This window comes from Citricoccus parietis (assembly GCF_042433045.1).
GTDB lineage: Bacteria > Actinomycetota > Actinomycetes > Actinomycetales > Micrococcaceae > Citricoccus > Citricoccus parietis.
Genome location: NZ_JBHLWH010000047.1, coordinates 67,433 through 92,551, shown reverse-complemented (window position 1 = coordinate 92,551; position 25,119 = coordinate 67,433). Strand labels below are relative to the sequence as shown.

General features: G+C 69.5%; 24 protein-coding genes and 1 riboswitch. Of the genes, 7 read left to right on the top strand and 17 right to left on the bottom strand.

All coding sequences use genetic code 11. From position 1 onward, the window contains the following. The first annotated feature begins 17 nt into the window (after nucleotides 1-17). Both ACFFIO_RS16595 and ACFFIO_RS16590 read left to right on the top strand, forming a co-directional pair. On the top strand, nucleotides 18-776 hold the full coding sequence (locus ACFFIO_RS16595) for an IclR family transcriptional regulator (protein ID WP_378043563.1): 759 nt from the start codon (nucleotides 18-20) through the stop codon (nucleotides 774-776). Next, nucleotides 773-2,011 (top strand): MFS transporter, encoded by a 1,239-nt coding sequence (locus ACFFIO_RS16590; protein WP_378043562.1) that lies wholly within the window; start codon nucleotides 773-775, stop codon nucleotides 2,009-2,011. Before ACFFIO_RS16595 ends, ACFFIO_RS16590 begins: the two co-directional genes overlap by 4 nt. Before the next feature lie 108 nt (nucleotides 2,012-2,119). Here ACFFIO_RS16590 and ACFFIO_RS16585 read toward each other — a convergent pair whose 3' ends face one another. Next, nucleotides 2,120-3,334, bottom strand: coding sequence for an MFS transporter (locus ACFFIO_RS16585; RefSeq protein WP_378043560.1), 1,215 nt, complete (start codon nucleotides 3,332-3,334; stop codon nucleotides 2,120-2,122). A 174-nt stretch (nucleotides 3,335-3,508) separates the two neighbouring features. Between ACFFIO_RS16585 and ACFFIO_RS16580 the strand changes: the two genes are divergently transcribed. Further along, nucleotides 3,509-4,843, top strand: coding sequence for an MFS transporter (locus tag ACFFIO_RS16580; RefSeq protein WP_378043559.1), 1,335 nt, complete (start codon nucleotides 3,509-3,511; stop codon nucleotides 4,841-4,843). A gap of 33 nt (nucleotides 4,844-4,876) precedes the next feature. Here the strand turns inward: ACFFIO_RS16580 and ACFFIO_RS16575 are convergent, their stop codons facing one another. The 7 genes from ACFFIO_RS16575 to hisD form a co-directional block, all read right to left on the bottom strand. After that, entirely contained in the window at nucleotides 4,877-5,188 is a 312-nt protein-coding gene (locus ACFFIO_RS16575) for a hypothetical protein (RefSeq protein WP_378043557.1), read from the bottom strand. A gap of 71 nt (nucleotides 5,189-5,259) precedes the next feature. Continuing rightward, nucleotides 5,260-6,387, bottom strand: coding sequence for an Ig-like domain-containing protein (locus tag ACFFIO_RS16570; protein ID WP_378043556.1), 1,128 nt, complete (start codon nucleotides 6,385-6,387; stop codon nucleotides 5,260-5,262). 226 nt (nucleotides 6,388-6,613) lie between these two features. Further along, the gene (locus ACFFIO_RS16565; protein ID WP_378043554.1) at nucleotides 6,614-7,618 is read right to left on the bottom strand and encodes an aldo/keto reductase family protein; all 1,005 of its coding nucleotides are present in this window, start codon (nucleotides 7,616-7,618) and stop codon (nucleotides 6,614-6,616) included. Between the two features lie 127 nt (nucleotides 7,619-7,745). Then, nucleotides 7,746-7,949: a cold-shock protein gene (locus ACFFIO_RS16560; protein ID WP_115932123.1), complete on the bottom strand. Its 204-nt coding sequence runs from the start codon at nucleotides 7,947-7,949 to the stop codon at nucleotides 7,746-7,748. Between the two features lie 260 nt (nucleotides 7,950-8,209). Further along, entirely contained in the window at nucleotides 8,210-8,686 is a 477-nt protein-coding gene (locus tag ACFFIO_RS16555) for an Hsp15 family ribosome-associated heat shock protein (protein ID WP_378043553.1), read from the bottom strand. A 64-nt stretch (nucleotides 8,687-8,750) separates the two neighbouring features. Further along, nucleotides 8,751-9,308 (bottom strand): flavin reductase family protein, encoded by a 558-nt coding sequence (locus ACFFIO_RS16550; protein WP_378043551.1) that lies wholly within the window; start codon nucleotides 9,306-9,308, stop codon nucleotides 8,751-8,753. Between the two features lie 73 nt (nucleotides 9,309-9,381). Continuing rightward, a riboswitch (SAM riboswitch) is annotated at nucleotides 9,382-9,501 on the bottom strand. Nucleotides 9,502-9,633: 132 nt separating this feature from the next. Then, complete coding sequence (hisD, locus tag ACFFIO_RS16545; RefSeq protein ID WP_378043549.1) at nucleotides 9,634-10,941, bottom strand: histidinol dehydrogenase; 1,308 nt, start codon at nucleotides 10,939-10,941, stop codon at nucleotides 9,634-9,636. Between the two features lie 103 nt (nucleotides 10,942-11,044). On the opposite strand from hisD, the gene ACFFIO_RS16540 reads away from it, so the two are divergent. Next, nucleotides 11,045-12,661, top strand: a complete 1,617-nt coding sequence (locus ACFFIO_RS16540; RefSeq protein WP_378043548.1) for a mechanosensitive ion channel domain-containing protein — start codon at nucleotides 11,045-11,047, stop codon at nucleotides 12,659-12,661. Nucleotides 12,662-12,683: 22 nt separating this feature from the next. Here ACFFIO_RS16540 and ACFFIO_RS16535 read toward each other — a convergent pair whose 3' ends face one another. The 6 genes from ACFFIO_RS16535 to ACFFIO_RS16510 are packed head-to-tail and all read right to left on the bottom strand — an operon-like array spanning nucleotide 12,684 to nucleotide 19,171. Then, a complete protein-coding gene (locus ACFFIO_RS16535; RefSeq protein WP_378043546.1) occupies nucleotides 12,684-13,733 on the bottom strand; it encodes a zinc-binding dehydrogenase in 1,050 nt (349 codons plus the stop codon). Beyond that, on the bottom strand, nucleotides 13,730-14,413 hold the full coding sequence (locus ACFFIO_RS16530; protein ID WP_378043543.1) for a phosphonatase-like hydrolase: 684 nt from the start codon (nucleotides 14,411-14,413) through the stop codon (nucleotides 13,730-13,732). Before ACFFIO_RS16530 ends, ACFFIO_RS16535 begins: the two co-directional genes overlap by 4 nt. A gap of 49 nt (nucleotides 14,414-14,462) precedes the next feature. Next, nucleotides 14,463-16,157: a phosphonate ABC transporter, permease protein PhnE gene (gene phnE / locus ACFFIO_RS16525; protein WP_378043541.1), complete on the bottom strand. Its 1,695-nt coding sequence runs from the start codon at nucleotides 16,155-16,157 to the stop codon at nucleotides 14,463-14,465. After that, nucleotides 16,154-17,014 carry a phosphonate ABC transporter ATP-binding protein gene (gene phnC, locus ACFFIO_RS16520; protein WP_378043677.1) on the bottom strand — a complete coding sequence of 287 codons (861 nt, stop codon included), beginning with the start codon at nucleotides 17,012-17,014 and terminating at the stop codon, nucleotides 16,154-16,156. Before phnC ends, phnE begins: the two co-directional genes overlap by 4 nt. A 34-nt stretch (nucleotides 17,015-17,048) precedes the next feature. Continuing rightward, nucleotides 17,049-17,993 carry a phosphate/phosphite/phosphonate ABC transporter substrate-binding protein gene (locus tag ACFFIO_RS16515; RefSeq protein WP_378043540.1) on the bottom strand — a complete coding sequence of 315 codons (945 nt, stop codon included), beginning with the start codon at nucleotides 17,991-17,993 and terminating at the stop codon, nucleotides 17,049-17,051. A gap of 56 nt (nucleotides 17,994-18,049) precedes the next feature. Next, complete coding sequence (locus tag ACFFIO_RS16510; protein ID WP_378043538.1) at nucleotides 18,050-19,171, bottom strand: TIGR03364 family FAD-dependent oxidoreductase; 1,122 nt, start codon at nucleotides 19,169-19,171, stop codon at nucleotides 18,050-18,052. 310 nt (nucleotides 19,172-19,481) lie between these two features. Between ACFFIO_RS16510 and ACFFIO_RS16505 the strand changes: the two genes are divergently transcribed. Then, nucleotides 19,482-20,258 carry a GntR family transcriptional regulator gene (locus tag ACFFIO_RS16505; RefSeq protein ID WP_378043537.1) on the top strand — a complete coding sequence of 259 codons (777 nt, stop codon included), beginning with the start codon at nucleotides 19,482-19,484 and terminating at the stop codon, nucleotides 20,256-20,258. A gap of 17 nt (nucleotides 20,259-20,275) precedes the next feature. On the opposite strand, the gene ACFFIO_RS16500 is transcribed toward ACFFIO_RS16505, so the two are convergent. The 3 genes from ACFFIO_RS16500 to ACFFIO_RS16490 form a co-directional block, all read right to left on the bottom strand. Beyond that, the gene (locus ACFFIO_RS16500) at nucleotides 20,276-20,815 is read right to left on the bottom strand and encodes a universal stress protein (protein ID WP_378043535.1); all 540 of its coding nucleotides are present in this window, start codon (nucleotides 20,813-20,815) and stop codon (nucleotides 20,276-20,278) included. 27 nt (nucleotides 20,816-20,842) lie between these two features. Then, a complete protein-coding gene (locus tag ACFFIO_RS16495) occupies nucleotides 20,843-21,682 on the bottom strand; it encodes an SDR family NAD(P)-dependent oxidoreductase (protein ID WP_378043533.1) in 840 nt (279 codons plus the stop codon). A 169-nt stretch (nucleotides 21,683-21,851) separates the two neighbouring features. After that, on the bottom strand, nucleotides 21,852-22,727 hold the full coding sequence (locus tag ACFFIO_RS16490; RefSeq protein ID WP_378043531.1) for an MBL fold metallo-hydrolase: 876 nt from the start codon (nucleotides 22,725-22,727) through the stop codon (nucleotides 21,852-21,854). Between the two features lie 11 nt (nucleotides 22,728-22,738). Between ACFFIO_RS16490 and ACFFIO_RS16485 the strand changes: the two genes are divergently transcribed. Both ACFFIO_RS16485 and ACFFIO_RS16480 read left to right on the top strand, forming a co-directional pair. Then, on the top strand, nucleotides 22,739-23,848 hold the full coding sequence (locus ACFFIO_RS16485) for a glutathione S-transferase family protein (RefSeq protein WP_378043530.1): 1,110 nt from the start codon (nucleotides 22,739-22,741) through the stop codon (nucleotides 23,846-23,848). 26 nt (nucleotides 23,849-23,874) lie between these two features. Beyond that, the gene (locus ACFFIO_RS16480) at nucleotides 23,875-25,119 is read left to right on the top strand and encodes an alpha-hydroxy acid oxidase (RefSeq protein ID WP_378043528.1); all 1,245 of its coding nucleotides are present in this window, start codon (nucleotides 23,875-23,877) and stop codon (nucleotides 25,117-25,119) included.

Sequence of the window (25,119 nt, the reverse complement as noted above, 5' to 3'; positions counted from 1 at the left end):
CGGATGAGGAGGATGCCATGACGGAGATCAGGTCTGTGGTCCACGCACTGACAGTGGTGGACCGCGTCATGGCGGAGGGGGGTGTCCGCGTGCGGGAGATCGCCGAGGACCTCGGCATCGCCCCGTCCAGCGCACACCGCCTCCTGGGCACGCTGGCCTCGCGGGACTATGTGGTCCAGGATCCCTACAGCCGTGTCTACCGGCCGGGTGCCGCCCTGCTCTCCCTGGCTGGTGGCGTGATGGAGAACCGGGAGATCCGGCGGGCCGCGCACCGTCCCATGGAGTCACTGGCCGCGGCCACGGGGGAGTCGGTCTCCCTGTCCGTACTGGTCCGCTCCGAGGTCGAGTTCGTCGACGGTATCGAGTCCGCCCACGTTCTCCGCGCCTCTCCTCGGATCGGCGCCCGGATTCCGGCGTACGGCACGGCCGGAGGCCGGGTGATGCTGGCAGACCTGGCCCCGGCCGACGTCGCCGGAATGTTCGGTGGTGGTCTGAAGAAGCTGACGGACCACACCGTGGACACCGTGCCGGACCTGACGGGGATGCTGGCTAGAATCCGACAGGCCGGCTACGCGGTGTCCCGCGGGGAGAGCACGGAGGGGATCTCCGCCGTCGCGGTGCCACTGCGGGATGTCACGGGCCGCACCGTGGCCGGCTTGGCCGTCGTGGCCCCCACGGAGCGGCTGCCGGACGCCGGGCTGTCGGTTCTCATCGACCAGCTCCAGCAGGCTGCCGAGGCGTTTTCCAAGGCTTTGGGGAATCGAGGAATGGATTGAGTCAGGCAACGCCGGCACCACAACCCGAGGTGCCGAAGGCCGGCGCGGCGCTGCTGACGGTGCTGCTCATCGCCATGGGCGTGGGCCCGCTGCTCAACTACGGGCTCTCGGCGACCTCGGACCTGCTGATCCGGGAACTCGGTGTCTCGGCCGGCCAGTTCGGCCTCCTCGTGACGGTGCTGTTCGTCAGCGCCGCCGTCTCCTCCATGGTGATCGGGCGGCTCGCCGACGTCCTGAGCATCCGCAGCCAACTGGTCTTCAACTACGGCGGAACCGTGCTGGCGCTGCTGGTCTCGGCCCTCGGCCCGCAGTACTGGACCCTGATCGTGGCCTGCGTCCTCGTCGGGCCGGCTCAGGTGATCGCCAACCCGACCACCAACCGCGTCATCTACTCGTCCGTGCCCGCCGTCAAGCGGTCCGGCTGGATCGGTGTCAAACAGTCCGGGGTCCAGGCCAGCCAGCTGGTGGCCGGGCTGCTCTTCCCGGCCGCGGCCCTCTGGGCCGGTTGGTCCGGTGCAGCGCTCGCCGCCGCCGTGGGGGTGCTGGTGCTGCTGTGGTGGTCGCTGCGCCACATCCCGCCGGAGGACCCCACGGACTGGTCGGCCGTCCGCGGTGTCCTCGCGGACCGGTTCCGGCGTCGGCGCCCCGGCTCGACGGCCTCCCTGCCGGTCCAGGTCTGGCTGTTCACCGCCGTCGCCTTCTTCTCTGGCATGGGCACCCAGGCCACCAACGTCTACCTGCCGCTCTTCGCGGTGCGGGACCACGGCTACAGCCTGCTCATCGGCGGCCTCGCGGCCGGACTCTCCGGAGTGGTGGGAGTGGCCAGCCGCATCTACTGGGGCCGTGCCCTGGGTGCCGGGCGCCGGCCGGGCACGCTGCTGCTGCTGATCTCCTCCGGCGCCCTGCTCGGCATGGCCTGCATGGCCACCTCATCCCTCTGGGATCTGCCCGCCCTGTTCTGGGCCGGGGTCGTCCTGCACGGATTGACCGTGCTGGGCACCAATGTGGTCGTCAATGCGGGGACCATGCAGGCCGTGGATGCCACCCGGATCGGCGCGGCCAGTGGCACCACCACCATGGGCATGTACGCGGGCTTCGCCGTCGGCCCCGTGGGGATGGGCGCGATCGTGGAGTTGACCGGCGGATTCGTCCTCGGCTGGGTGCTGGTCGGCGTGGCCTATGCCGTCCTGCTGGGTCTGGCCGTGGCCATGGTCCGCGCCACCCGCCGGGGCTGAGACGGCTCACGCACCGACGCCGTCCTGGCCGGCGACTCCGCGGGCGGTTCTACCACGCACTACTACTACATCGCCGCCGAGGTGGTGCTGATCGCCGTCCTGGTGCTGCTACTGGTGGCCGCGGCCCGTGCCGTGCTGGGCGTGGCGGCCGTGGGCCAGCCAGTACACGCCCATAGACAACGCCACGAAGCCGGACAACAGCAGGTACATCCCGGAGAACCCCGTGGCCGGCAGCAGGGCGCCCAGCAGCACGGGGCCCAGGCCGGTGCCGATATCCAGGACGAGGAAGAAGGTTGAGGTGGCCACGCCGATCTGGAAGGGCGGCACCAGGGTGGCCGCCACGGTCTGCAGGGACGTGAGCGTGGAGCCGAAACCGAGGGCACACAGGCCCGCCGAGAGCAGGATGCCGACAGTGGTCGGCCAGAGGGCCAGCACGGCCAATCCGGCCACGAAGAGCACCAGCAGCGGGAAGACCACGGCATTGTCCCCGTACCGGTCCTGGGCCGGACCCACGATGAACCGGGACGCCACCAGCACCGCCGCGTAGACCACGAAGAAGAGGCTGGTGACGGTCGGACCGATGCCCTGTTCCTGGGCATAGCCGTTGAGGAAGGCCAGAATGCCGGAGTAGGCCAGGCCGGCCATGAGCATGACCAAGGCGACGGGTAGGACCGGCGCGGAGATCAGATTGCGCAGGGAGAACCGGTGGCGGGATCCGTGGCCGTGACGCTGGACGGCCGGCAGCTGCACGAGGAAGCCGGCCAGCAGGCCGATGACGGCGAAACCGGTGCACACGATGAACAGGGAATCGAAGCCGAAGCGGTCGGTCAGCTGGAAGGCCAGCATCGGGCCGACCGCGGCGCCGATGTTCATGGACGTGCCGAACCAACCGGTGCCCTCACCGCGGCGGTGGGGCGGGATCATGCCCTGGACCGCGGTGGCCAGCACCGTGCTGGCCGCCCCGAACCCCAGACCGTGGATGAGCCGGACGGCGATCAGCAGGCCCAGGCTGTCGGCCGCCAGGTACAGGGCCGATGCGACCAGGAAGAGGGCCAGGGCGCAGATCAGGAGTCGCTTGCGTCCGATGAACTCCATGGCCTGGCCGGAGAACAACCGGGCCACCACGGCGCCCAGCACGAATGCGCTGACGGCCAATCCGGACATGACCTCGGAGGCTTGGAACTCGTTCACCGCGTAGAGCGCCATGGCCGTCACCAGCAGGTAGAACACCAGGGACAGGAACAGGTTGGTCGCGAAGGTGAGGATGAAGTTCCGGCTCCACAGCCGCTGCGGAGGCTGCGGGGTGCTGGATTCAGAGGACACGAAGGGACCGGCTTTCTGGGCTGCGGAGAGAACTGGGCGAAGGTCCCGGCGACGGCAGGGCCGTGGCGATTCTAGCCCTCGGGCCCCAGTCGGCGGTCGAGGAAGGCGCGGGGAGACGGGCAACGCAGGAGCGCGGGACGGAGGCAGGAGTGTGCGAGGACTACTCTGGAGATCATGGCAAACCGCGGAAACCTGACCTGGCTCTGGGTCATGATCGCCGCAGCCGTCCTCACGCAGACTGCCCTGAACCTGTTGCGGCCCGTCACGAGCTACAAGCTGTTGGCCTTGGGAGCCGGAGAGGCAACGGTCGGCTTGGCCACCGCTGCGTATGCCATCCTCCCGTTGGTGTTCGCGATGTCCCTGGGACGGCTCAGCAGCCGGCTGCCCACCCTGCGCGGCATGATCGCCCTGGGGGCGCTGGTGCTGGGGCTGGGCGGTGTCGGCCTGGCCTTCGGTTCCAACGTCGCCGTGCTGATGGTGTCCTCGGCCGTGCTCGGCATGGGCCATCTGCTGTTCACCATTGCGGGCCAGACCGTGATCGGCCGGCGTTCCGCCCCGGAGAACATGGACGCGGCGTTCGGGTGGTTCACCGCTGCCTTCTCCGTGGGACAGATGTCCGGACCGTTGATCTCCGGGCTGATCCTCGGCAACGCCACGCTCAGCGAGGCCACGCACAGCACGGCGTTCGCCGGCCGCATCGATGGGGCGTTATGGCTCGGTGCGGCCTGCTCCCTGCTCGCCGTGCCGGTGATGTACCTCATGCGGGCTGACGGCGGCCGCCGCTTCCGGCGCCTGCCCGCGGAGCCCACGGAGGAACCGGGGGACCGGGCCCATGGCTTGGGAGACGAGAACGGCGGGCCGGCGGGGCCGGCGTCGGACACCGAGACCTCCGTGGGTGCGGGTGAAGAGGGCGCGGCGGGGCCGGGAAAGCCCACGATGCTGGCCATCTGGCGGGTCCCCGGGATCCCCTCGCACATGATGGCGTCCCTGGCGCTGCTGGCGATGCTGGACATCCTCACGGCATTCATGCCCCTGGTCGGCGAAGCGGCCGGCGTCTCACCGTTCTGGGTGGGCATCCTGCTGGCCGTCCGCGGGGGAGCCTCGTTCCTGTCCAGGATCGTGCTGCCCTGGATGTCCAGCCGGTGGGAGCGGCACCACCTCGTGCTCGTGTCCCTGTTGGCTTCCGCCGTGGCTCTCGGATTCGTGCCGCCGGCCCTGGAAGGGTGGCACGCCATCTGGCTGGCGGTGGTGCTCATGGCCGCCGGCGGCTTCGCCCTCGGCATCGGGCAGCCGCTGACCATGTCCCTGGTGACCCAGGCGGTGCCCCCGACCTGGCGTGGGCCCGCCCTGGCGTTCCGGCTGGTCGGCAACCGGGTGGGGCAGGTGGCGATGCCGGTGGTGGCGGGCTTGGCTGCCGCACCCCTCGGGCCTGCCGGTGGCATCTGGTGCGCCTGCCTGATCCTGGCCGCTTCCGGCACGGAGCGACTGGTCTCCGGCCGGAAGCGCTAGCAGGTCGTGGACGCGAGCAGAGGTTGACCGGTTCTAGGCGGGGACGTCTGAGCCTTCCTCGTCCTCATCGTCGTCCCGGCCGGCCCACTCGGAGTCCTCATCCGGCTCGGCAGCGCCGCCGGAATCATCGGAGCTGCCCTCCTGGTAGTCCGGGACGCCGTTGTAGTCCGCGTCCCCGTCCAGCAGGAAGGTGTCCCGGCGCAGCGGGTCGATCGCATCCAGTGAATCCGGGTCATCGGAGGAACCGTGATCCGTGGTCCCGTCGCGGCCGTCAGCCGGCTGCTCCAGGTCGTTCTCGGGTTCTTCGATGAATTGCTGTTCCAGATCGTCTTCGTAGCGGGACAACTCGAACCTCCTGAATCTCGGGCGGCCCTCCGGCGGACAATCCGTCCGAACGGCCGCATCGTCCGGTCAGTCTAGTGCCGACGGCCGCCGCGCGGCAGAGCCGCCAGGGCCAGGGCGATGAGGGCGATCATCAAGAATCCCACCCCTGCGAACAGCCACAGGGTGGACCCGGTGTGAGCGGTCCGCTCGGCGGCGGCCACGGGCTCCGCGCTGCCAGTGCCCTCGGCGGCGTCAGTGCCGTCAGCAGCACTGCCGGTGCCGTCCCCACTGGGGAAGTTCCCGCCGCCGGGACGTGACGTCATGCCCGCGGAGATGCCCGCGATGAGCTTCTCGGCATCCGCCACGGCCCGGACCGGGCAGGCGATGGCGGTGTCCCTGATGATGTTGCTGAGCTTCTGTGCGCTGGGAGTCTCGGCCGCCGGTGCGGAGGGTGATTCGGTGCCGTCCGGTGTCTGACCGTCTGAAACACCGCTGCCGCCCGAGCTGTCGCCGCCCGCATCTCCGGGAGCTGAGCCGCTCGGGCTGGTGCCGATGCCGCCGTCTCCGTCGCTGGGAGTCCCGGTGGACGCACCGGTGGTCCGGCTCGAGCTGCTTGGCGTGGTCGGATTCCGGGTCGGTCCGGCGGTGGGGGCCGACGTCGGAGCCTGGGTCGGCGTGCCCGATTCGCTGGTCGGCTCGGGGTCAGGTTCCGGAGCGGAACTCGGGGGACTCGGCGTGGGGCTCGGGCTGGTCGCGGTGGGCGTCGGAGTGGGGGTCGGCGTGGGGCTCGGCCCGACCTGCACCAGGATCGAGATCTCGCACTCGGAGGTACCGCCCCGTCCATCGTCCGCGGTGACGGTGACACCGTCGTTGCCGTGGGTGTCGGTGGGTGCCGTGTATGTCACCACGTGACCATCGACCGAGGCCTCGCCGCCGAGCCAGGACGTCCCCGCGCTCAGGGTGACAGTGTCCCCGTCCGGGTCGAGGACATGGATACGCACGGACTCGGTGTCTCCGGTTTGGGTGACGAGACCGGGACAGTCGATCTCGGGAGGCTGATTGCCCTCGGGGGAGGGTGAGGACGAGGACCCGGATGGCGAGGGGGCCGGGGCCGCCGGCTGCGTGGGACCCAGGGAGTCGCTGGGCGAGGGCATCGGGGTGGCCTGGGCGGTTCCGACCAGTCCGGTCAGCACCATGAGGGTGCCGGCTACGGTGGCCACCGAGCGTCCAAGGAGCGGGAAAGCTCGACTCGTGGAGGTGTGGCCAGGAGAACATCCTGCCTTGGTGGTCATGCTCCGCCCCCGTCGGTTGGCACTTGACCCCGTGTTGCCCGCCCCGTCGAGCAGAACGGGCAACACCGGCTAACTGTGATCATACCGTGATATATCCGGAAGTCCACATCACGGAAGCGTCACAGTCAGCGGAATGATGAGTGCCACGGAGAGGTCAGGCGGCGCGGCCCTCCGGGACGGACACGAGTGAGGGGTCATCCGTGACGACATGGCCGATGGCCGCGTCGATGGCACCGAGCGTCGCCTCGTCCAGGGTGAGGTCCAGTGCCTTGACGTTCTCGGCGATCTGATCGGGGCGGGAGGCTCCGACCAGGGCGCCGGCGACATTGGGGTTGGACAGGACCCAGGCGATGGCGAGCTGACCCATGGTGGCGCCGAGCCCGTCCGCGATGGGGCGCAGCTTCTGGACGGCAGTCAGGACCTCGTCCGTCATCTTGCTGGCCATCGAACGCGCTCCGCCCTTCTCATCCGCACCGCGGGATCCTTCCGGAGCCTGCTGTCCGGGCAGGTACTTGCCGGTGAGGATGCCGCCGGCCATGGGGGACCAGACGATCTGGGACAGTCCGAGGTCCTCACAGGCTGGGACGACCTCGGATTCGATGACGCGCCACAGCATGGAGTACTGGGGCTGGCTGGAGATGAGCTGGAATCCGAGCTGGGCGGCCATGGCGTGGGCTTCGCGGATCTTGTCCGCCGGCCATTCGGAGACGCCGATATAGAGGGCCTTGCCGGCGCGGACGATGTCTGCGAACGCCTGCATGGTCTCCTCCAGCGGGGTCTCCACGTCGAAGCGGTGGGCCTGGTAGAGGTCCACGTAGTCCATGCCCAGGCGCTGAAGGGATCCGTTGATGGACTCCATGATGTGCTTGCGGGAGAGGCCGGTGTCATTGTGGCCCTTGGGGCCGGTGGGCCAGTAGACCTTGGTGAACACCTCGAGGGATTCCCGGCGTTCGCTCTTCAGGGCCTCACCCAGGACGCTCTCCGCCTTGGTGTTCGCGTAGGCGTCCGCCGTGTCGAAACTGGTGATGCCCTGTGCCAGGGCCTCCTTGACGCAGGCATGGGCCGTCTCGTTCTCGACCTGAGAGCCGTGGGTGAGCCAGTTGCCGTAGATGATCTCTGAGATCTTGAGCCCGCTGTGGCCCAGGTAACGAAATTTCATGGTTGTACCCTAGACCGGATTCCGCTCCAGTGGTGTGCTGACATGGCGCGTTGGTCACAGCAGAACGGCCACCGTCCCCGAGGGGAGGGTGGCCGTTCAGGAGCCTGAAGGATTCAGGCGAGCTCGATCAGAGCGGGCGGACTGCAGCAGCCTGCATGCCCTTGGGGCCCTGCTGGGACTCGAACTCGACCTTCTGGTCTTCCTGCAGTTCGCGGAAGCCATTGCCCTCGATGGCGGAGAAGTGAACGAAGATGTCAGCGGACTGGTCGTCCGGGGAGATGAAGCCGTAGCCCTTCTCTGCGTTGAACCACTTGACGGTACCGGTAGCCATGATGGGCCCTTTCCTGAGGTTGTAAACCCGTCGGTCTTCCAACGGGGGCGAAGCGGCGTGTGCGAAACCGCTTCCTACAACGCCCCGAGCGGCCCGAGGGCCAACCGGTCCGCAGTGGTGACGGACTTACTGCTACTACTACTTCTGCGTCACATAATACGGGAGAAACCGCGGAACAGAAGCCCTCAATTTCCGCTGTGGGCATTCTTTTCCCGGTGTTCATCTGAGTCCATCGTCGGTCCGGCAGCTCACTCAAGAGTTCACTCGAGATCGAGGCCGCGATCGAGGCCGGGCTCTGCGTCAGACTCAGTGGCGGCACGGCCGCGGAGCCGGTCCAGCTGGCGCCGGTCTCGCTTGGTGGGCCGGCCTGCACCCCGGTCTCGGCGGGGCACGGCCAGCAGTTCCCGGGGCACGGGTTCCGGGGAGTGATCGAGGTAGTGGCGTACCGCCTCCGGAGCGCCGACCCGCTTGGCCACCAGGCCGGTGACCTCGAGGATCCGCTCACGTCCGGGCAGGCGCAACCGGATGGTGTCGCCCGGCTTGACCGGTTGGGCGGCCTTGGCCGGCTGCCCGTTGAGGCGGACGTGACCGGCCCGGCACGCCGTGGTGGCGGCCGAACGGGTCTTGTACATGCGCACGCCCCAGAGCCAGGCATCCAAGCGGACCGAGCCGGCCGGCGTCGTGCTCACGCCTGCGCCCGAACCTGGACGCCGCGCGGACGGGGTGGCGGAAGGCATGCCGGACATCCTACCTCCGGACCGGACGCCGGCCCCGAGGAACGCTGTGAGGAAGGACGTGAGGCTACTGGTTGCCCTCGGCGGTGCGCAGATTGCGGAAGGCCGAGCGGTGGAACACGATCGGCTCGTGCTCTGCGGAGTGGTCGTGCACGCCGTGCACCTCGAGCAGGACCATGGTGTGGTCACCGGCGGGCAGCTCGGAGTAGACGGTGGTGTCCAGCCACAGGGCGGCGCCGTCCAGGAAGATCGCGCCCTCATCCGTGGACCGGATGTCCAGGCCGGCGAAGCGGTCCCCCTCCTTGGAGGCGAGCTGACGGCAGACGTCGGTGTGGTCCTCGCCGAGGATGGAGATCCCGATCCGCTCGGCCTGCTTCAGCCGGGGCCAGGTGCGGGAGGTGTTCTGTACGGCGAAGGAGACCAGCGCCGGCTCCAGGGAGACCCCGACGGTGAAGGAGGAGGCCACGAGGCCCTCCTTCGCACCGTTGGCGACGCCGGCGAGCGCCGCCACGCCGGAGGGGAAGTGGGAGAAGGCCGAGCGAAGAGTCGGCGTGGACAGATCTCGGTCGAGGTCAGTGTGGAGCTCGGGGGTCTGCTGCAGGTCGTGGGTAGCCAGGGCGGTCATGGTGGGTCCTCCGTCCGAAGGCGCATCTGCACGGCGGCACGCCACGGGAACGTCCCGATCGGCACCAGCAGAAACGCGGTACTTGCCTGCCGGGGCATCCGGTAGGCCGAATCCTCACCTGGAGCACCCCACTACTGCGTGAAGAGGGTTGCCGTCCCGCAAGCCAGGGCTGTAACAGCGGGAACTCGTGATTCTGGGTCCAGACTAACGACGGACTTCCGGAGCGGTCAAAGGGTTTCTCAGACTATGAACCCCCGTGACCTTCGCCCGCCCCCGCCCCGCCCCGCACCCGGGGCGCAGCAGTCGCGGAGGATCAGGCAGCAGGTCAGCGGAATCGCAGGGAGACGGCCTCACCGTGGGCCGGCAGCCCCTCCGCCGTGGACAGGGAGGAGATCTTGGTGTCCAGTTCCTTCAGCCCCGTCTCCGTGTAGCGGATGAGCTGTTGCAGGCGCAGGAAGCTCACCGTGTTCAGCCCGGAGGAGTAGCGGGCGGAGCCGCCGGTGGGCAGCACGTGGTTGGAGCCGGAGGAGTAGTCGCCCAGCGGCACGGGCGAATGCGGGCCCACGAACACGGCGCCGGCATTGGTCACCCGGCGGGCCGTCTGCAGGGGGTTCACGGTGTGGACCTCGAGGTGCTCGGCGGCGTAGGCGTCGGCCACGGCCAGCGCCTCGTCCAGGGTCCCCACGAGCAGGATCCCGGACTGCGGGCCGCCCAGGGCCTGGCGGATCTGCTCCTCGTGGAGACTTCCCGGCACCTGCCTCTCGATCTCGGCCGCCACGTCGCGGGCCAGCTCGGGTGAGGTGGTGATGAGCACGGAGCCGGCCATGGGATCGTGCTCGGCCTGGCTGATGAGGTCGGCGGCGACCCACCGGGCGTCGGCGGTGCCGTCGGCCAGCACGGCGATCTCGGTCGGCCCGGCCTCCGCATCGATGCCGATGGTGCCGAGCAGGGCGCGCTTGGCGGCGGCCACGAAGATGTTGCCCGGCCCCGTGACCATGTCGACGGGGGCACACACTCGGGCGCCGTCGTCGTCCGCCACCCCGTAGGCGAACATGGCCACCGCCTGGGCGCCGCCCGCGGCGTAGACCTCGTCCACGCCGAGCAGGGCGCAGGCCGCGAGGATGACGGGGTGCGGCAGGCCGCCGAAGTCCTTCTGCGGCGGGGAGGCGACCGCGAGGGAGGCGACGCCGGCGACCTGGGCCGGGACGACGTTCATGACCACGGAGGAGGGGTAGACGGCACGACCGCCCGGAACGTAGAGGCCCACGCGGTTCACCGGGACCCAGCGGTTCTCGACGACGGCCCCCTCCCCGAGCTCCACCTCGGACCCCGCGGGGACCTGGGCGGCGTGCACCTTCCGGGCGCGGTCGATGGACTCCTCGAGGGCGGAGCGGACCTCCGGGTCCAGCGACTCGAGCGCCTCGGTGAGCTTCTCGGCCGGCACCGCCAACGACGGCGGCCGGATCCCGTCGAACTGCTCCCCGAGATCCAGCACGGCCCGGGCCCCCTCGGTACGCACGCGGTCCAGGATCGGCATCACCTTCGGTACGGCGGCGGCCACGTCGATCTCGGCGCGGGGGAGCACCGTGGCGGGATCGTAGGTGCGGCCGCGCAGGTCCGTGGTGGCAAGCATGGGATGGCTCCTGAGGCTCCGAGGGATCGGCTGGTTCCGGTGGTCCAGCGTCCATTCTCCCCCCGTTCAGGAACGACTGAGGACCAGATGACAGACTGGGGCCATGCCGAGTTCGTCCTTCTTCACCGACCTGTTCACCGCTCCGCCCTCCACCGTCCTCGCGTCCGGGGCGGGGCTGGACTCCGAGTCGACGGCCGAGCCGAGCGGATCCCCGGAGAACATGCAGGACAGCGTCCGCGAGGGGGCCGAAGGCGCCGTCGACTCGCTCGGACCGTTCTGGGGGATGCTCTCCACGGTGGCGATCTCCGTGGCGTTCGCGCTGGCCGTACTGGTGGTCGCCTGGCTGCTGGTCAACGCCCTGCTGCGCCGCAAGCCACAGCTGCGCAACCAGGTCGCCCGGTGCCGGGTCCCGGTGGCGGTCGCGGCGGTGCTGCTGGCGGTGCGGATCGCCCTCGGGCTGACCGCCTCCACCTACGCCTGGTTCAACGGCGTGAACTTCCTGCTGATGGCCGGCATCATCGGCTGCCTCGCCTGGCTGGCGCTGCGGGTGGTGCGGATCGTCGAGGAGCGGTTGCTCGGCAAGTACGCCTCGGAAGGCGTGGATGACCGCCGTGACCGCAAGATCCGCACCCAGACCGTGCTGCTGCGGCGGGTGATCCAGGCCGCCGTCATCGTCATCGCCGTGTCCATCATCCTGCTGACCATCCCGCAGGTCCGCGCCGTGGGCGCCGGGCTGCTGGCCTCGGCCGGCGTGATCTCCGTGGTGGCCGGCCTCGCCGTGCAGTCCACCCTGACCAACGTGTTCGCCGGCATCCAGCTGGCCTTCACCGATGCGATCCGCGTGGGAGACGTGGTGACCGCGGACGGGGTCTACGGCACCATCGAGGACATCACCCTCTCCTACGTGGTGGTCAAGATCTGGGACGGGCGCCGCGTGATCTACCCCTCCAGCCACTTCACCACCACGCCGTTCGAGAACTGGACGCGCACCGGGTCCGCCCTGTCCGGGACCGTGGAGATCGACGTGGACTGGCGGGTTCCGGTGGACGCCACCCGAGAGCGCCTCAAGGCGCTGCTGGAGTCCACCGAGCTCTGGGACGGCAAGGACAGCACCATCCAGGTGAGTGAGGCCCTGGGCGGGACCGTGAAGCTCTGGGTGGCGGTCTCCGCCCGCAACGCCGGCGACCTGTGGGACCTGCGTTGCCTGGTGCGGGAGGACCTCGTCAACTTCCTGCGCAGCGAGCACCCCGAGGCGATCTACGCTCAGCGCTTCGCCGAGACGCCCGTGCAGGCGCCCAGCCTCGCGCCCGTCGGCGCCGAACCCGGGGCAGTCAACCCCGGTGCAGGCGAGTCCGGCACGGGGGTGCCGGCGGGACAGGACCACGACGGCGGCGCGTCCGCTGGTACGTCCGGCCGCCAGCCGCGGACACCCACCAGCCCCTTGCCACAGGTCGATCCCGTCACGGGCCAGCAGTCGACCACCGGGGCCACCGCAGCCGTCACGGGCTCCACGCCCCTGACCCGGTCCAGCGACGACTCCACGGTGTTCACCGGTTCCATCACCGCGGTGGAACGCAACCGCGAGTTCGCCGGCCCGGGCGAGGCGGCCTTCGCCGAACGGAAGGAGAAGTCCGCCGAAGCCGCTGACTCTGAGGGTGTGGATCCCGAGACGGCTGACGCCGAGGGCCGGGAGCCCGAGGAGAGCACTCGGCGGCTCTAGCCCGAGGAGGAGGCCCTGGTGGCTAGAAGGTCACCACAGTGCGCAGCCGCTGCACGTCGGTCCTGCGGAACTCCGCTGCCAACTGGTCTGCGGCGATGGGTCCGTCCAGAAGATGCTCCCAGGGCAGGGTACGCCCGGCCGCTCCCAGGAAGTCGACCGCCTCCTGCAGGTGGCGTGGCTCGTAGTTGTGGACTCCGGTGATGGTGCGCCACCCACGCACCATCCATTCAGGATCCACCTCGACCGCGTCCACGGGGGCAACGCTGCCGGCCAGCACGGCGGTGCCGCCGATGCCCAAGGCCTCGATGCAGGTCTGGATGCCGGCACGTGCCCCCGAGAGCTCGAGGGAGACGTCCACGGTGCCTCGATTCCCGGGCTCAGACCCTGACCCGGGAGGTCGGGCCTCGGCCCCGAGGCCTTCGGCCAGCCGGCGGCGGTCAGCGTTCGGATCCACGGCCACGACCTCGGAGGCACCGCGGTCGAGGGCCGCGGCGACAGCCACGAGGCCCAGCATGCCGACCCCGTTGACCAGGACCCGGCGGCCGCGCAACTCACCGGCACGCTCGAGGACGGCCATCACGGTGGCCACCGCGCACCCAGCGGTCGCGGCCACTCCGTCCTGGAGGACCGCGGGTGCCTTGGCCACGGCCTGGCCGCTGCGCAGGAGGATGTGGCTGGCGTAGGTTCCGGACAAGGGCCACTCGCCCTCGAACGGCTCATGACCGGCCTTCTGCACGCTGGTGCACTTGGCCGTGAGGCCACGGAGGCACGGGGCGCACCGCCCGCAGGAACTCGTGACGCCGAAGACCACACGGTCACCCTCATGGAGGGGCGAGCCCTGCACGGTGTGACCACCTCGAGTGGAGAGGACCACTCCCACGCCCTCGTGCCCCAGCACGGAGGGGCAGGCCGAGGAGCGGCGTCCGCTGACGGTGTGCCGGTCCGAGCCACAGACGGTGGCAGCCGTGAGCCGCACCAGGGTCTCGCCGGGTCCAGGCTGGGGCAGCGGCACCTGGACGGACTGGAATTCCGCGCCGCCGCGCCAGAGGACGGCCGTGGCCGCCCCCCTCACCGGGAGGCTCCGGACATCACGATATGCGCGGGCAGGTCCGCCACGGAGGCGAGGATGAGGTCGGCTCCCAGCGCTTCGAAGTCGGCGCGTGACAGGTGCCCGGTGAGCACGCCGATGGAGGTGACGCCCGCGCGTCGGGCCGATTCCACGTCCGCGGCGGTGTCACCGGCGCTGATCACGGCCGCTGCCTCGGACACCTCGAGGCGTTCCATCACGGCCTGGATCAGGAACGGCTCGGGGCGGCCGGCGGGGACCTCGTCACCGGCGACGGACAGATCGATGAGATCGGACCCGCTCCAGCCGATCGCGTCCAGGATCAGATCGGTGATCTCGCGGGAGAAGCCGGTGGTCAAGCCGATCTTGACGCCGCGTGCCTTGAGGTCTCGCAAGGCCTGTTCGACGCCGTCCAGCGGCACCGGGGGCTGCTCGGTGTAGGTCCGGCGCAATTCCGCGCGGAACCAGGTCCAGGCCTCCTCGATGAGGGCCTCGTCCGCCTCCACCCCGCCGATCTGCAACAGGTTCGTGATGGCCCAGCGTTTCTCGGTGCCCATCCACTGCTGGAATTCCTCATCCGAGAACTGCGCACCGAAACGCTCGGTGGATGCGCGCAGGACGCGATAGACCTCGTCTCGGTCATTGACGGTGGTGCCGGCCATATCGAAGATGGCGAGTTCAATCATGGTGTTCTCACTTTCTGGTGGGGGTGGAATCGGGGGCCTGCAGGGGTCATCAGCGGACGGCCCGGCGCAACCACATGGACAGGACCTCGACTGCCAGGACCACGACGACCATGAGGATCAGGATCAGGGTCACCACGTCGAACTGGTTCACGCGGGAGGCATTCAGGAGCAGGAAGCCGATGCCGCCGGCGCCGACGACACCGAGGAGGGTGGCGGCGCGGATATTGGAGTCCAGCAGGTACATCGTGTGGGCGATGAACGCCGGAGCGGCCTGGCGGATGGTCGCGGCGAAGAAGACCTGCGCCTCCGAGGCCCCGGCGGTGCGCATGGCGTCCTGGACCTCGGTATCGGTCTCCTCGAGGGAGTCGGCCACCAGCTTGGAGAGCAGACCCACCGCGCCCACGGCCAGGGCCAGGGTGCCGGCCACGCCACCCAGTCCGGAGATGACCACGAAGATGATGGCCAGGATCAGCTCCGGGATTCCCCGCACCACCACGATCAGGACGCGGAAGAAGGTCCTGACGGCCTGGTTGGCGACCACGTTGTTGGCGGCCAGGATGCCGATCGGCACGGCCAGCACTGCACCGATCAGGGTGGAGGCCAACGCGATCTGGACGGTGAGCAGCAACTGCTCCATCAGGCTGCCCCACGTGCCACCGGCGGAGGGCGGCAGGAACAGGCCGAGGGTCTCGGGCAGGGACAGCAGGCCCTGCCACAGGGCCTCCGGTGAGATGTCGACCCGCCAGAGGGAGGCGGCCAACAGAACGAGGATGAGGGCACCGGCGAGAAACCGCTGGGCGCGTGCGGCCGTCCACGGGGGAGTCAGCCGCACCGTGGCATCCGCGCCGGCCGCACGGTCAGCGCCGGTGACACCGGAGGCGAAGAGTCTGTCAGACCAGGTCCCCCCACTCACCGCGCCACCGGATCGTCTCATGATCGCGGCCCGGATGGCACCGGAGAGCAGCTCGATGGCGATGCACAGGCCGAGCACGAGCAAGGCCAGCGCCATGCCGCGTTGGTAGTCCAGAGTCCGCAGCGCATCCGCGATGGCGAGGCCGATGCCGCCCACACCGACGTAGCCGAGCAGCACGGAGGTTCGCAGGTTGATGTCGAACCGGTGCAGGGCCGTGGCCACCATCTGCGGCAGGAGCACCTGCGGGATGGCCGCGGCGATCTGCTGGCGCCGATGCCCGCCGGCAGCTTCGACCGATTCCCGCGGGCCGTCGTCGAGCTCCTCGATGGCGTCTGCGTACAACTTGGCGACCATGCCCACCGAGTGGAAGCCCATGGCGAGGATTCCTGCGGTGGCGCCCAGGCCGAACAGGCGTAGGAACACGATCGCCAACACCAGGTCCGGGATGGCCCGGGCCAGGACGATCAGCGTGCGGGCGGCCCCCTGGGAGAAACGCCCGGTGGCCGTGGCCCGGGCCGCGGCCAGGGACAGCGGAACGGACAGGACGACGGAGAGGAAGGTCGCCAGGAACACGATGGCGAGGGTCTCGAGGACCATCCCCACGGTCTCCGCCACGGGTGGGAAGTCCAGCGGGAACATCCGCTGGATGAAGGCCACGGCATTGTCCAGGGAGCTGGCGATGGCCTGGACGTTGATGCCCACCGCGTCCACCGACCAGATCCCCGCTGCCAGCAGGCCCAGCAGGACCACGGCGGGGGCGATGTTCTTCGGCTTCGGTGCGGGCCGCCGGGACAGGTCGACGGGAGGCGCCGGGGCGGTCACCGTGTTCATGCGTGGCCTCCGTGCCCGTGGTCGGGGTCGCCGTCGTCCTGACCGTCCGGGCTGCCCAGGCCGGTCGGTCCAATGCCGGACACGCTGGTGTAGATCTGCGAGGCCTCCGCGGCGTCCAGCCCCTCGGTGGACTGGTCCAGCACGACCCTGCCGCTGCGCAGCCCGACGATGCGCTCGGCGAAATCGATGGCGAGCTGGACCTGGTGGAGCGAGGTGACGACCGTCAGGCGGTTCTCGGCCGAGATCTCCTGGAGCAGGGACATGACCCCACGAGCCGAGACCGGATCCAGCGAGGCCACGGGCTCGTCGGCGAGGAGGATCCGGGGGTGCTGCATCAGCGCCCGGGCGATGGCCACGCGCTGTTGCTGCCCGCCGGACAGGGTGTCGGCACGCTGGAAGGCGCGGTCGGCCAAGCCCACGCGATCCAGCTTGTCCAGGGCTTCATGACGCACCGCCTTGGGGTACATCATCAGGGACAGCCGGGGGCCCTTCAGGGACCCCAGCCGCCCGGTGCACACGTTCTCGAGCACGGACATGGGACCGATGAGGTTGAAGTGCTGGAAGATCACCCCGATCTCCCGGCGCAGCGACCGCAGGGAGTCACCGCGCAGGGAGGCCACATCATGGCCGAGGACGGAGACGGTGCCGGCGGACGGACGCTGCAGTCCGTTGAGATGCCGGAGCAGGGTTGACTTGCCGGAACCGGACAGGCCCAGCAGCGCGGTGATGGTCCCGGTGTCGAACTCGAGGGAGACATCGTCGAGGCCGAGCACTCCGCCGCCGAAGTCCTTGGTGACGTCCTGCAGGCGGACGGCGGTGCGCGAGGCCGAGTCGAGGTGGCGGGCGGGGCGGTCCAGGGTGGTGTTCTGGGCAGACAAAGTAGAGGTCCTGTCAGTTGATGCTGTGGCAGGCGTCTGCGTCGGTGGCGGCGCAGATCTCGCGGATGGGTTCGAAATCGGAATCATCGACCGGCAGGTAGCCGTACTCGATCTCCTCGGGCAGCTCGCACTCCTCTTCCGAGGCACAGATGCCTGCCTCCACGAGAGCCGGCTTGTTGCCCTTCTCCTGGAGGACGGTGGTGATCTGCTCGGCCAGCTCGGGTTCGATCGTGTCCAGGTTCAGGGCGATCGGGTCCTCGATGATGGGCTCCGACTCCCACACCGGACGCACGGCACCCTCCTCGATCTGACCGGAGGTGACCAGCGTGTTCAGCATGGTGTCGTGGGCGAACGCGGCGTCACAGGAACCCGAGTCCAGGGACAACAGGGAGGCATCGTGCCCGCCGGCCAGGATGGCTTCGAGATCTGTCTCCAGGTCGATACCCTCGTCCAGCAGGCCCTTCATGGGAACCAGGTACCCCGAGGTGGAGGCGGCGTCCACGAAGCAGACCTTCTTGCCCTGCAGATCCGCCAGATCCTGGATGTCCGAGTCAGCTGCCACGTAGGCCAGCGAGGTGTAGGCCGGTTCCTGGTCCTTGTCACTGGTGGGGGCGGCCACCGGGTCGAGGTTCACGCCGGAATCCTTGGCGATCACGTAGGAGAACGGACCGTAGGAGGCGATGTCGATCTGGCCGGCGCGCTGGCCCTCGATGACCGCGGCATAGTCTGACGCGTTCTGGAACTCGACCGTGATCCCGGTCTCCTGCTCGATCAGCTCGGTGATGTTGGAGTAGTCGCTCTCCAGGGAAGCGGAGGATTCGGCCGGGATGGCGGCGAAGGTCAGGGTTTCGGCGGACTCGGATGAGCCGCAGGCGGCGAGGAGGGGAATGGAGGCCGCCGCAGTCGCGGCGATCATGACGGTGCGGAGGGCGGGGGAGGCTCGGCGGACGTTCTTCACGGGGTGCCTTTCGGGGAGGACGGGAGTGACAGTGGGGGTGGGGGAGAGTGGGGCGGTCAGTACCCGGGGACGGATTCCCCGGAGAGGGCGAGGTCGGCGATGCCGAAGGAGAGGGTCATGCCGATGCCGGACGTCACCACGGCAACGGTGGTGCGATCGTCGGGACGCTCGATGATGAGGTTGGTCGAGGCGCTGTCGGCATACCGTCCGAGCCACCGCTGCCGGACCACCGGCGTCCCGATGCCCAGGATCGCGCTGGCTCGGTCGAGGAGGAGGCGGGCCACGTCCTCGTCGATGAAGGGCTCCGGGCTGTGCGCATAGGCGTGGCTGTCTCCGATGAGGAGGCCGTCCGGGATGCCGGTGACCATGAGGTTGGCAATGCACCCCACGAGTTCGGGCTCCCGCGCGGCGAGTTCACGGCGCAGGGCCCCGATCGACGGCATGGCGCCGAAGCCGTCATAGCGGGCCAGCGAGGTGCCCGTGAGCAAGGCCAGGTCCGCCGGAACGGCCGCTGGCCGCTCGATGAGGGACATGACCAGGGTGCACACCCGTACTCCGTGGCGTGCGGCCACCTCGGGGAAGAGCTGCCCGAGCTGGTCTCCGGGACACGCGACGACCTGCCGGGCCGTGTAGTCGCCGCGGCTGGTCTGCGCGGTCCCGCCCGAGACGGCGGTGACCCGGGTGTCCCAGACGAAGTCGACGCCCCGGGCGGACAACCAGCGGGCCAGGGCAGGAGCCGCCTCGCGCGGGTTCACCCGCAGGTCCAGGGGGAGGTGCGCGCCCCCGATCGAGGGAAGGCCAGGATGTCCGATGCGTCCGGCCACCTCGTCGCGTGACAGGAGGCGGACCTGTTCCGGGCCGCGATGCTCGGCGAACTCGCGGAGCACCTGAAGCTCGAGCTCTGTCACGGCCGGGACGTGGGTGCCGGATTCAGCAGCCCAGAACCCGACCTCGCGGGCGGCCTCGAGCCAGCCGGACCGCGCTCGCTCGGCGACGGGCTGGATGAGGTCGTCCTGGCCGGTGAAGCAGGCATGGCCGAAGTTCTGGATGGAGGCGCCGACGGGGCGGTCGTTGCTGTCGATCACGCGGACGGTCTGGCCCTGTTGGTGCGCGCGGTATGCCGTGGCGAGACCGATGATCCCGGAGCCGATCACGAGGAGGTCGGAGGAGTTGTCCATACAAATGATCGTAGGGACGCGGAGATGCCGAAATGACCATATATAGACAAGTTTGACGACTGTTCATCGCATGGACATCCCCAAGAAAGTCCAGGTCTGAGGGCCGTTTCAGCCTCGTCGGTGATCGCTCGGCGATCGGTCTATGATCGCCCTATGGCCCGTCTCGATGATGTATAGATAGGCTTCATTTGTGGGACAGCTTCCTCGACGGCGGGACAACGCCGCTCGGGGAACCCACGTGACCACCGCACCCGGGGCCGCCGGCATCATCGCCAGGCCCTGCTGAGCTCGAGGGGAGCCCGAGGCGACGATGACTGCCGCACGTCAGCAACATGAGGAGATCGCCGCTTATCTCCGGAGCGCCATCCACCGCAAGGAGTTCGTCCCGGGCGACCCGCTGCCCTCGGAATCCGAGCTCTGCGAACGGTTCACCTCCTCCCGCGGGCCGGTCCGCCAGGCCATGGCCACCCTGCGCACCGAGGGGCTGATCACCTCAGGTCGAGGACGGAGGTCGACTGTTCTGGACGATGTCCCCACCCAATCCTTCGACGGGGTGATCTCCTACTCCGAGTGGTGCCGTCAATCGGGCTTCGAGCCGGGGCAGGCCACGCAGACCGTCACCCGAGGCCCAGCGTGGCCCGCTCTCGCCGCCTCGCTGGACCTGGACGCCGGCGCCCCCGTGGTCTCGGTGTTTCGGCTGCGTCTCCTGGACGGGGCGCCGGCCATGGTCGAGCGCCTCAATTACCCCCTCGACGTGGGACAGCATGTCCTGTCCTTCGACACGGACTCCGGGTCCATCTACCAGCGTCTGATCGAATCCGGTGTGGACATCCACCATGCCACCCGCACCATCGACGCCATCGGTGCTGACCAGGACGACGCAGACCTGCTGCAGGTCCCGGTGGGGACGCCGCTGCTCCGGGTGCGTCGCCGGGCCTTCACCCGCACGGGCGCACCGGTCGAGGCCTCGGATGACCGGTATCTGCCGGGGACGGCGAGCTTCACCCTCACCGCCACCCGCGGCAATCCCTCGCCACTGACCATGGTGTCGGCCCGAGAGCCCGAGGCTCTGCACCCGGGGGCGTGACTTGCCGGCCCGTCCGGCTAACGGCGAGGGCCGGTGTCCGTCCTGGCGGTGTCCGTGCCGTCCGGGGCGTCGGTGATGTCCGGGGCCTCCTCGAGGGCCCGCGGCTCAGGGGCGGCGGTGATGTCCTGGGATGGCGCATCGCGGACCACGCCGGAAGGCTTGGCGGGATTCTCCTTGACGCAGAGCACGGGCTGGTCGAGCTCCTTGAGCAGACCGTCCGAGACGGAGCCCATGACGAAGCGGCCGAAGGTGCCACGGCGCTTGAGGCCGATCACCACGACGGAGGGCTGGACCTCGTCCGCCACGTCCTTGATCTCGTCCACCGTCGAGCGGCCACGGGCGTACTGGCGGAACTCGGCGGACAGGCCGGTGGAGTCCAGGAAAGTCTGTAATTCCAGCTGCTGGTCCTCGGTGACCATGGAGTCGTGCTTGTGCTCTCCGCCGGGTCCCGCGTTGACCACGAGCAGGCCCTCATGGGTCGACCGGGCGATGCGGATGGCCTCCTCGAGCGCCGCCTTCGATTCCTTGCTGGCCGTGTAACCGACGAGGATGGTCATGGTCGGTACTCCTCTCGTCGTCAGGGGCTATCTGGCCTTGGGCTCGATCCGGCTGAACCGCTCCACCACGGCATCCGGGCTGAACCGGGCGGCCGTCATGAGGGAACGATACCGGCGGGAGGGGATGCACACACTCCGGCCCTCGGCGGCAGCGGTCAGGCCCTCGCGGACCACGTCCTCGGCATCCATCCACGCCCACTTGGGCTTCCTGGAGGTGTCGATCCCGGCCCGGGTGTGGAACTCGGTCCGCACCGGACCCGGGCACAGCGCCGTGATGGTGACACCTTCAGGTTTGTACCGGGTGTTGGCCCAGCGGCTGAAACTGATGGACCAGGCCTTCGCGGCGCCGTAGCTGCCCTCGGGGATGAAGCCGGCCACGGAGGACACATTGATGATCCGGCCACCGCCGCGGGACAGGAACGCCTGGATGGCGGCGTGGGAGAGGAGCATCGGCGCCTCGACGAGCAGCTTGAGCATCGCCAGTTCGTCCTCCGCCTCACTCTCGTGAAACTCGGTGGCCAGGCCGGAGCCGGCATTGTTCACGAGCATGGTGATGGGCTGCTCACGTTGGCGCAACCGTGCGGCCACCACCTCGACGCCCTCGGTGGTGGACAGGTCCGTGGTGAGGGTCTCCACGCTGATGCCGTACTGGGCCTCGAGGCCCTGGGCCTTGGCGACCAGCTGAAGCGGGTTGCGGGACGTGATCACGAGGTGATGGCCCTGCCCGGCCAGCTGACGGGCGAATTCCGCTCCCAGCCCGGCGGTGGCGCCGGTGATCAGGATCGTCTGGCCGGTGCCCCGGGACGAGGTCCCGGGCGGGACGAGTTCGTCCTGCTGGAGTGCGCGTTCATCGACTTGTTCTGCCACGTGGTCCGCCTTGCTTCATGACTGTCGTCCGACTGCCGAAAAGTACTCGGGAGGTGGGGTGGTGGAGGTGGACCCTCCGCGTCCCATGATATTCGCGCGTACTCCCCGAATGGCGGCAGATCGGCGGCGCGGGAGATCACAGTCTGGACACTCTCGGCCGCGGCCGGCGTCAGCCCTGGTCAGACTCGTACTCCAGGTAGGCCAGCTGGGCGGACAGGGACTTGACGGCGGCGGGTCGCACCCGTTCGTCGATGTCCGGGTACACGGCGTGGGAGAGCAGCCGGGCGAGCTTGTCGATCGAGGCGGCGTTCCGCTGCCCCTCCTCCAGACCCGCCAGCGCCTGGCGGGCCTGATCCAGGCGTTGCTGGCGGTGGTTGCGGTAGGCCGTCCCGACTTGCGCCATGGACGGCAGGACGGGACCGTGGGCCGGCAGCACCGTGGCGTCGCCAAGGGCGATCAGGGTCTCCAGCGAACGAAGGTAGTCCGCGAGCGTGCCGTCCGGGTGGTCGATCACCGTCGTCCCACGGCCCAGCACCGTGTCCCCGGTCAGCACCGAGCCGGCCGCGCCGTCGTCGGGCAGGGCGAAGGAGAAGGAATCCGAGGTGTGGCCGGGCGTGTGCCAGGCGGTGATCACGACGCCGGCCGCCGGGATCCGCTCGCCCGGCACCAGGGGTGCCCCGCCGCGCGACCAGTCCGGGGAGCCGCCGCGGACCGGAGCCCCGGTCCGCGCGGCGAAGAGGTCCACGGCGCCGGTGTGGTCGCCATGGTGATGGGTCACGAGGATCAATTCGATCCGGCGGCCCCGGGCGGCCTCGAGCACGGCCTCCAGGTGCTGCTCGGCACCCTCCACCGGACCCGGGTCCACCACGACCACGGTCTCGGCCTCAGGGTCTCCGATCAGATAGGTGTTGGTGCCCTCCAGCGTCATGCCCGAGGGGTTGTCCGCCAGCACGGATGTGGTCAGGTGCGAGTCAGCCTGCGGTGAGGGCGAAGGGACCGGCGGCTGTTCGGGCTGTGGCTCTGGGGCGGGTGCGGTGGAGGCCATAGGCTCAGTGTATGGACCAGAACGAGAACCGACAGGGCAGTTACGTGATGGCCGGGCAGGAATTCACCCGGGACACCCATTACATCCAGGACCGGATCGTCGCTGACCCGGCTGCCGCGCTGGCTGCGCCGCGGGTCGCCGGGGACAAGATCGGCCGGGCGCGGGGCGGCCTGACCGAAGGTGCTGAGGCCTGGCCGGTCGAACCCGGCCGTTACCGCCTGGTGGCCGCCCGGGCCTGCCCCTGGGCCAACCGCACCATCATCGTTCGCCGGCTCCTGGGGCTGGAGGACGTCCTCTCCCTCGGCACCCCGGGCCCCACCCATGACGAGCGTTCCTGGACCTTCGACCTGGATCCCGGCGGGAAGGACCCCGTCCTGGGCACCGAACGCCTCCAGGAGAACTACTTCCAGCGCTTCCCCGGCTACCCGCGTGGCATCACCGTCCCAGCGATCGTGGACATCCCCACCGGCGCCGTGGTGACCAACGACTACCCGCAGATGACCCTCGACTTCTCCACCCAGTGGAAGAGTTACCACCGTGAGGGCGCACCGGACCTGCTTCCGAAGGACAAACTGCCGGAGATGCGGGAAGTGGTCACCCGCATCTTCACCGAGGTCAACAACGGCGTGTACCGCTGCGGCTTCGCCGGCTCCCAGGAAGCCTACGACTCCGCCTATGACCGACTCTGGACCGCCCTGGACTGGCTTGAGGAGCGCCTGACGGACCGGCGGTACCTCATGGGGGACACCATCACCGAGGCCGACGTGCGGCTCTTCACCACGCTCGCCCGCTTCGACCCCGTCTACCACGGTCACTTCAAGTGCAACCGCAACAAGCTGGACCAGATGCCCGCGCTGTGGGGGTACGCCCGGGACCTGTTCCAGACGCCCGGCTTCGGGGACACGATCGACTTCACGCAGATCAAGAGCCACTACTACGAGGTGCACCGGGACATCAACCCGACCGGGATCGTGCCGCAGGGCCCGGACCTGAGCGGGTGGCTCACCGAGCACGGGCGCGAGGAGCTCGGCGGCTCACCCTTCGGAGCGGGGACCGCGCCGGGCCCGGTGCGCGAGTCTGAACGGGTGGATGCCGGCCACAATCCCCTCTACCCGGCTTGAGTGCCAGGCCTGAGCGGAAGGACCTGATGAGACGGCAGTTCCCCCGGATCTCCGAGTTGCGCCCCTTGATGCAGTTCGGCCGCCCCGGCCTGGACCGGCGGGCCGCTCGTCTGGGCCGCGCCGCGGACATCGACGATCTGCGGACCATCGCGCAGCGGCGCACCCCGCGCCCGGCCTTCGACTACGTGGACGGTGCTGCCGGCCAGGAGCTGACGGCCCGGCGCACGCGGGAGGCCTTCGCCGCCACGGAGCTGCTGCCACGGATCCTGCACGGCACCGCCGCGGCGGACCTGAACACGCCGATCGCCGGCGGCACCTCGGCGTTGCCCTTCGGTATCGCCCCGACGGGCTTCACCCGGTTCATGCACGCTGAGGGTGAGGACGGCGGAGCGGCCGCGGCGGCTGCAGCGGGGATCCCCTTCACCCTCTCCACCATGGGCACCCGTTCACTGGAGCAGGTCGCCGAGGTGAGCGACACCGTCGGGATGGAACGGCACGGGGTCCCTGGCACCCGGTGGTTCCAGCTGTACCTCTGGAAGGACCGCCAGCGTTCGCTGGACCTGATCGAACGCGCTACGGCGGCCGGCTTCGGCACGTTGCTGGTGACGGTCGACACCCCGGTGGCGGGGAACAGGCTGCGGGACGTGCGCAACGGCATGACCATCCCGCCTCGACTGAGCCTCAAGACCGTGCTGGATGCCAGCCATCGGCCCGAGTGGTGGTTCAACTTCCTGACCACCGACCCGTTGACCTTCGCCTCGCTCAGCACCTCGGCACAGGACCTGCAGACCATCATCGGCAGCATGTTCGACCCCACCCTGTCCATCCAGGACCTGGAGTGGATCCGCAGCGTGTGGCCCGGCCGGCTGTTCGTCAAGGGCGTGCTGACCGCGGAGGACACCCGGCGCTCTCTGGATGCCGGAGCCGATGGGCTCGTGGTCTCCAACCACGGCGGTCGTCAGCTGGACCGGGCTCCCGTGTCCCTCAAGGCCCTGGCCGAGGTGCGCGCCGAGGCCGGCCCGGACGTGGAGATCATCCTGGACTCCGGCATCCTCACCGGCTCGGACATCGTGGCGGCGCTGGCGTTGGGGGCGGACTTCACCCTCATCGGCCGGGCCTATCTGTACGGCCTCATGGCCGGTGGGCGGCAGGGCGTGGAACGTGCCATCGAGCTGCTCGCCGAGGAGACCCGGGTGGCGATGATGCTCATGGGGGCGGCTTCGGTGGCGGACCTCCGGCGCGAGGGCAGGGTCCGCGCCCCCTGGCTCTGA

What these genes read in the sequence shown, in the direction of transcription:
- ACFFIO_RS16595 (WP_378043563.1), top strand. Translation starts at nt 18, where the DNA reads ATGACGGAGATCAGGTCTGTGGTCCACGCACTGACAGTGGTGGACCGC.
- ACFFIO_RS16580 (WP_378043559.1), top strand. Translation starts at nt 3,509, where the DNA reads ATGGCAAACCGCGGAAACCTGACCTGGCTCTGGGTCATGATCGCCGCA.
- ACFFIO_RS16565 (WP_378043554.1), bottom strand. Translation starts at nt 7,618, where the DNA reads ATGAAATTTCGTTACCTGGGCCACAGCGGGCTCAAGATCTCAGAGATC.
- ACFFIO_RS16560 (WP_115932123.1), bottom strand. Translation starts at nt 7,949, where the DNA reads ATGGCTACCGGTACCGTCAAGTGGTTCAACGCAGAGAAGGGCTACGGC.
- ACFFIO_RS16555 (WP_378043553.1), bottom strand. Translation starts at nt 8,686, where the DNA reads ATGCCTTCCGCCACCCCGTCCGCGCGGCGTCCAGGTTCGGGCGCAGGC.
- ACFFIO_RS16550 (WP_378043551.1), bottom strand. Translation starts at nt 9,308, where the DNA reads ATGACCGCCCTGGCTACCCACGACCTGCAGCAGACCCCCGAGCTCCAC.
- hisD (WP_378043549.1), bottom strand. Translation starts at nt 10,941, where the DNA reads ATGCTTGCCACCACGGACCTGCGCGGCCGCACCTACGATCCCGCCACG.
- ACFFIO_RS16540 (WP_378043548.1), top strand. Translation starts at nt 11,045, where the DNA reads ATGCCGAGTTCGTCCTTCTTCACCGACCTGTTCACCGCTCCGCCCTCC.
- ACFFIO_RS16530 (WP_378043543.1), bottom strand. Translation starts at nt 14,413, where the DNA reads ATGATTGAACTCGCCATCTTCGATATGGCCGGCACCACCGTCAATGAC.
- phnE (WP_378043541.1), bottom strand. Translation starts at nt 16,157, where the DNA reads ATGAACACGGTGACCGCCCCGGCGCCTCCCGTCGACCTGTCCCGGCGG.
- ACFFIO_RS16510 (WP_378043538.1), bottom strand. Translation starts at nt 19,171, where the DNA reads ATGGACAACTCCTCCGACCTCCTCGTGATCGGCTCCGGGATCATCGGT.
- ACFFIO_RS16505 (WP_378043537.1), top strand. Translation starts at nt 19,482, where the DNA reads ATGACTGCCGCACGTCAGCAACATGAGGAGATCGCCGCTTATCTCCGG.
- ACFFIO_RS16500 (WP_378043535.1), bottom strand. Translation starts at nt 20,815, where the DNA reads ATGACCATCCTCGTCGGTTACACGGCCAGCAAGGAATCGAAGGCGGCG.
- ACFFIO_RS16490 (WP_378043531.1), bottom strand. Translation starts at nt 22,727, where the DNA reads ATGGCCTCCACCGCACCCGCCCCAGAGCCACAGCCCGAACAGCCGCCG.
- ACFFIO_RS16485 (WP_378043530.1), top strand. Translation starts at nt 22,739, where the DNA reads ATGGACCAGAACGAGAACCGACAGGGCAGTTACGTGATGGCCGGGCAG.
- ACFFIO_RS16480 (WP_378043528.1), top strand. Translation starts at nt 23,875, where the DNA reads ATGAGACGGCAGTTCCCCCGGATCTCCGAGTTGCGCCCCTTGATGCAG.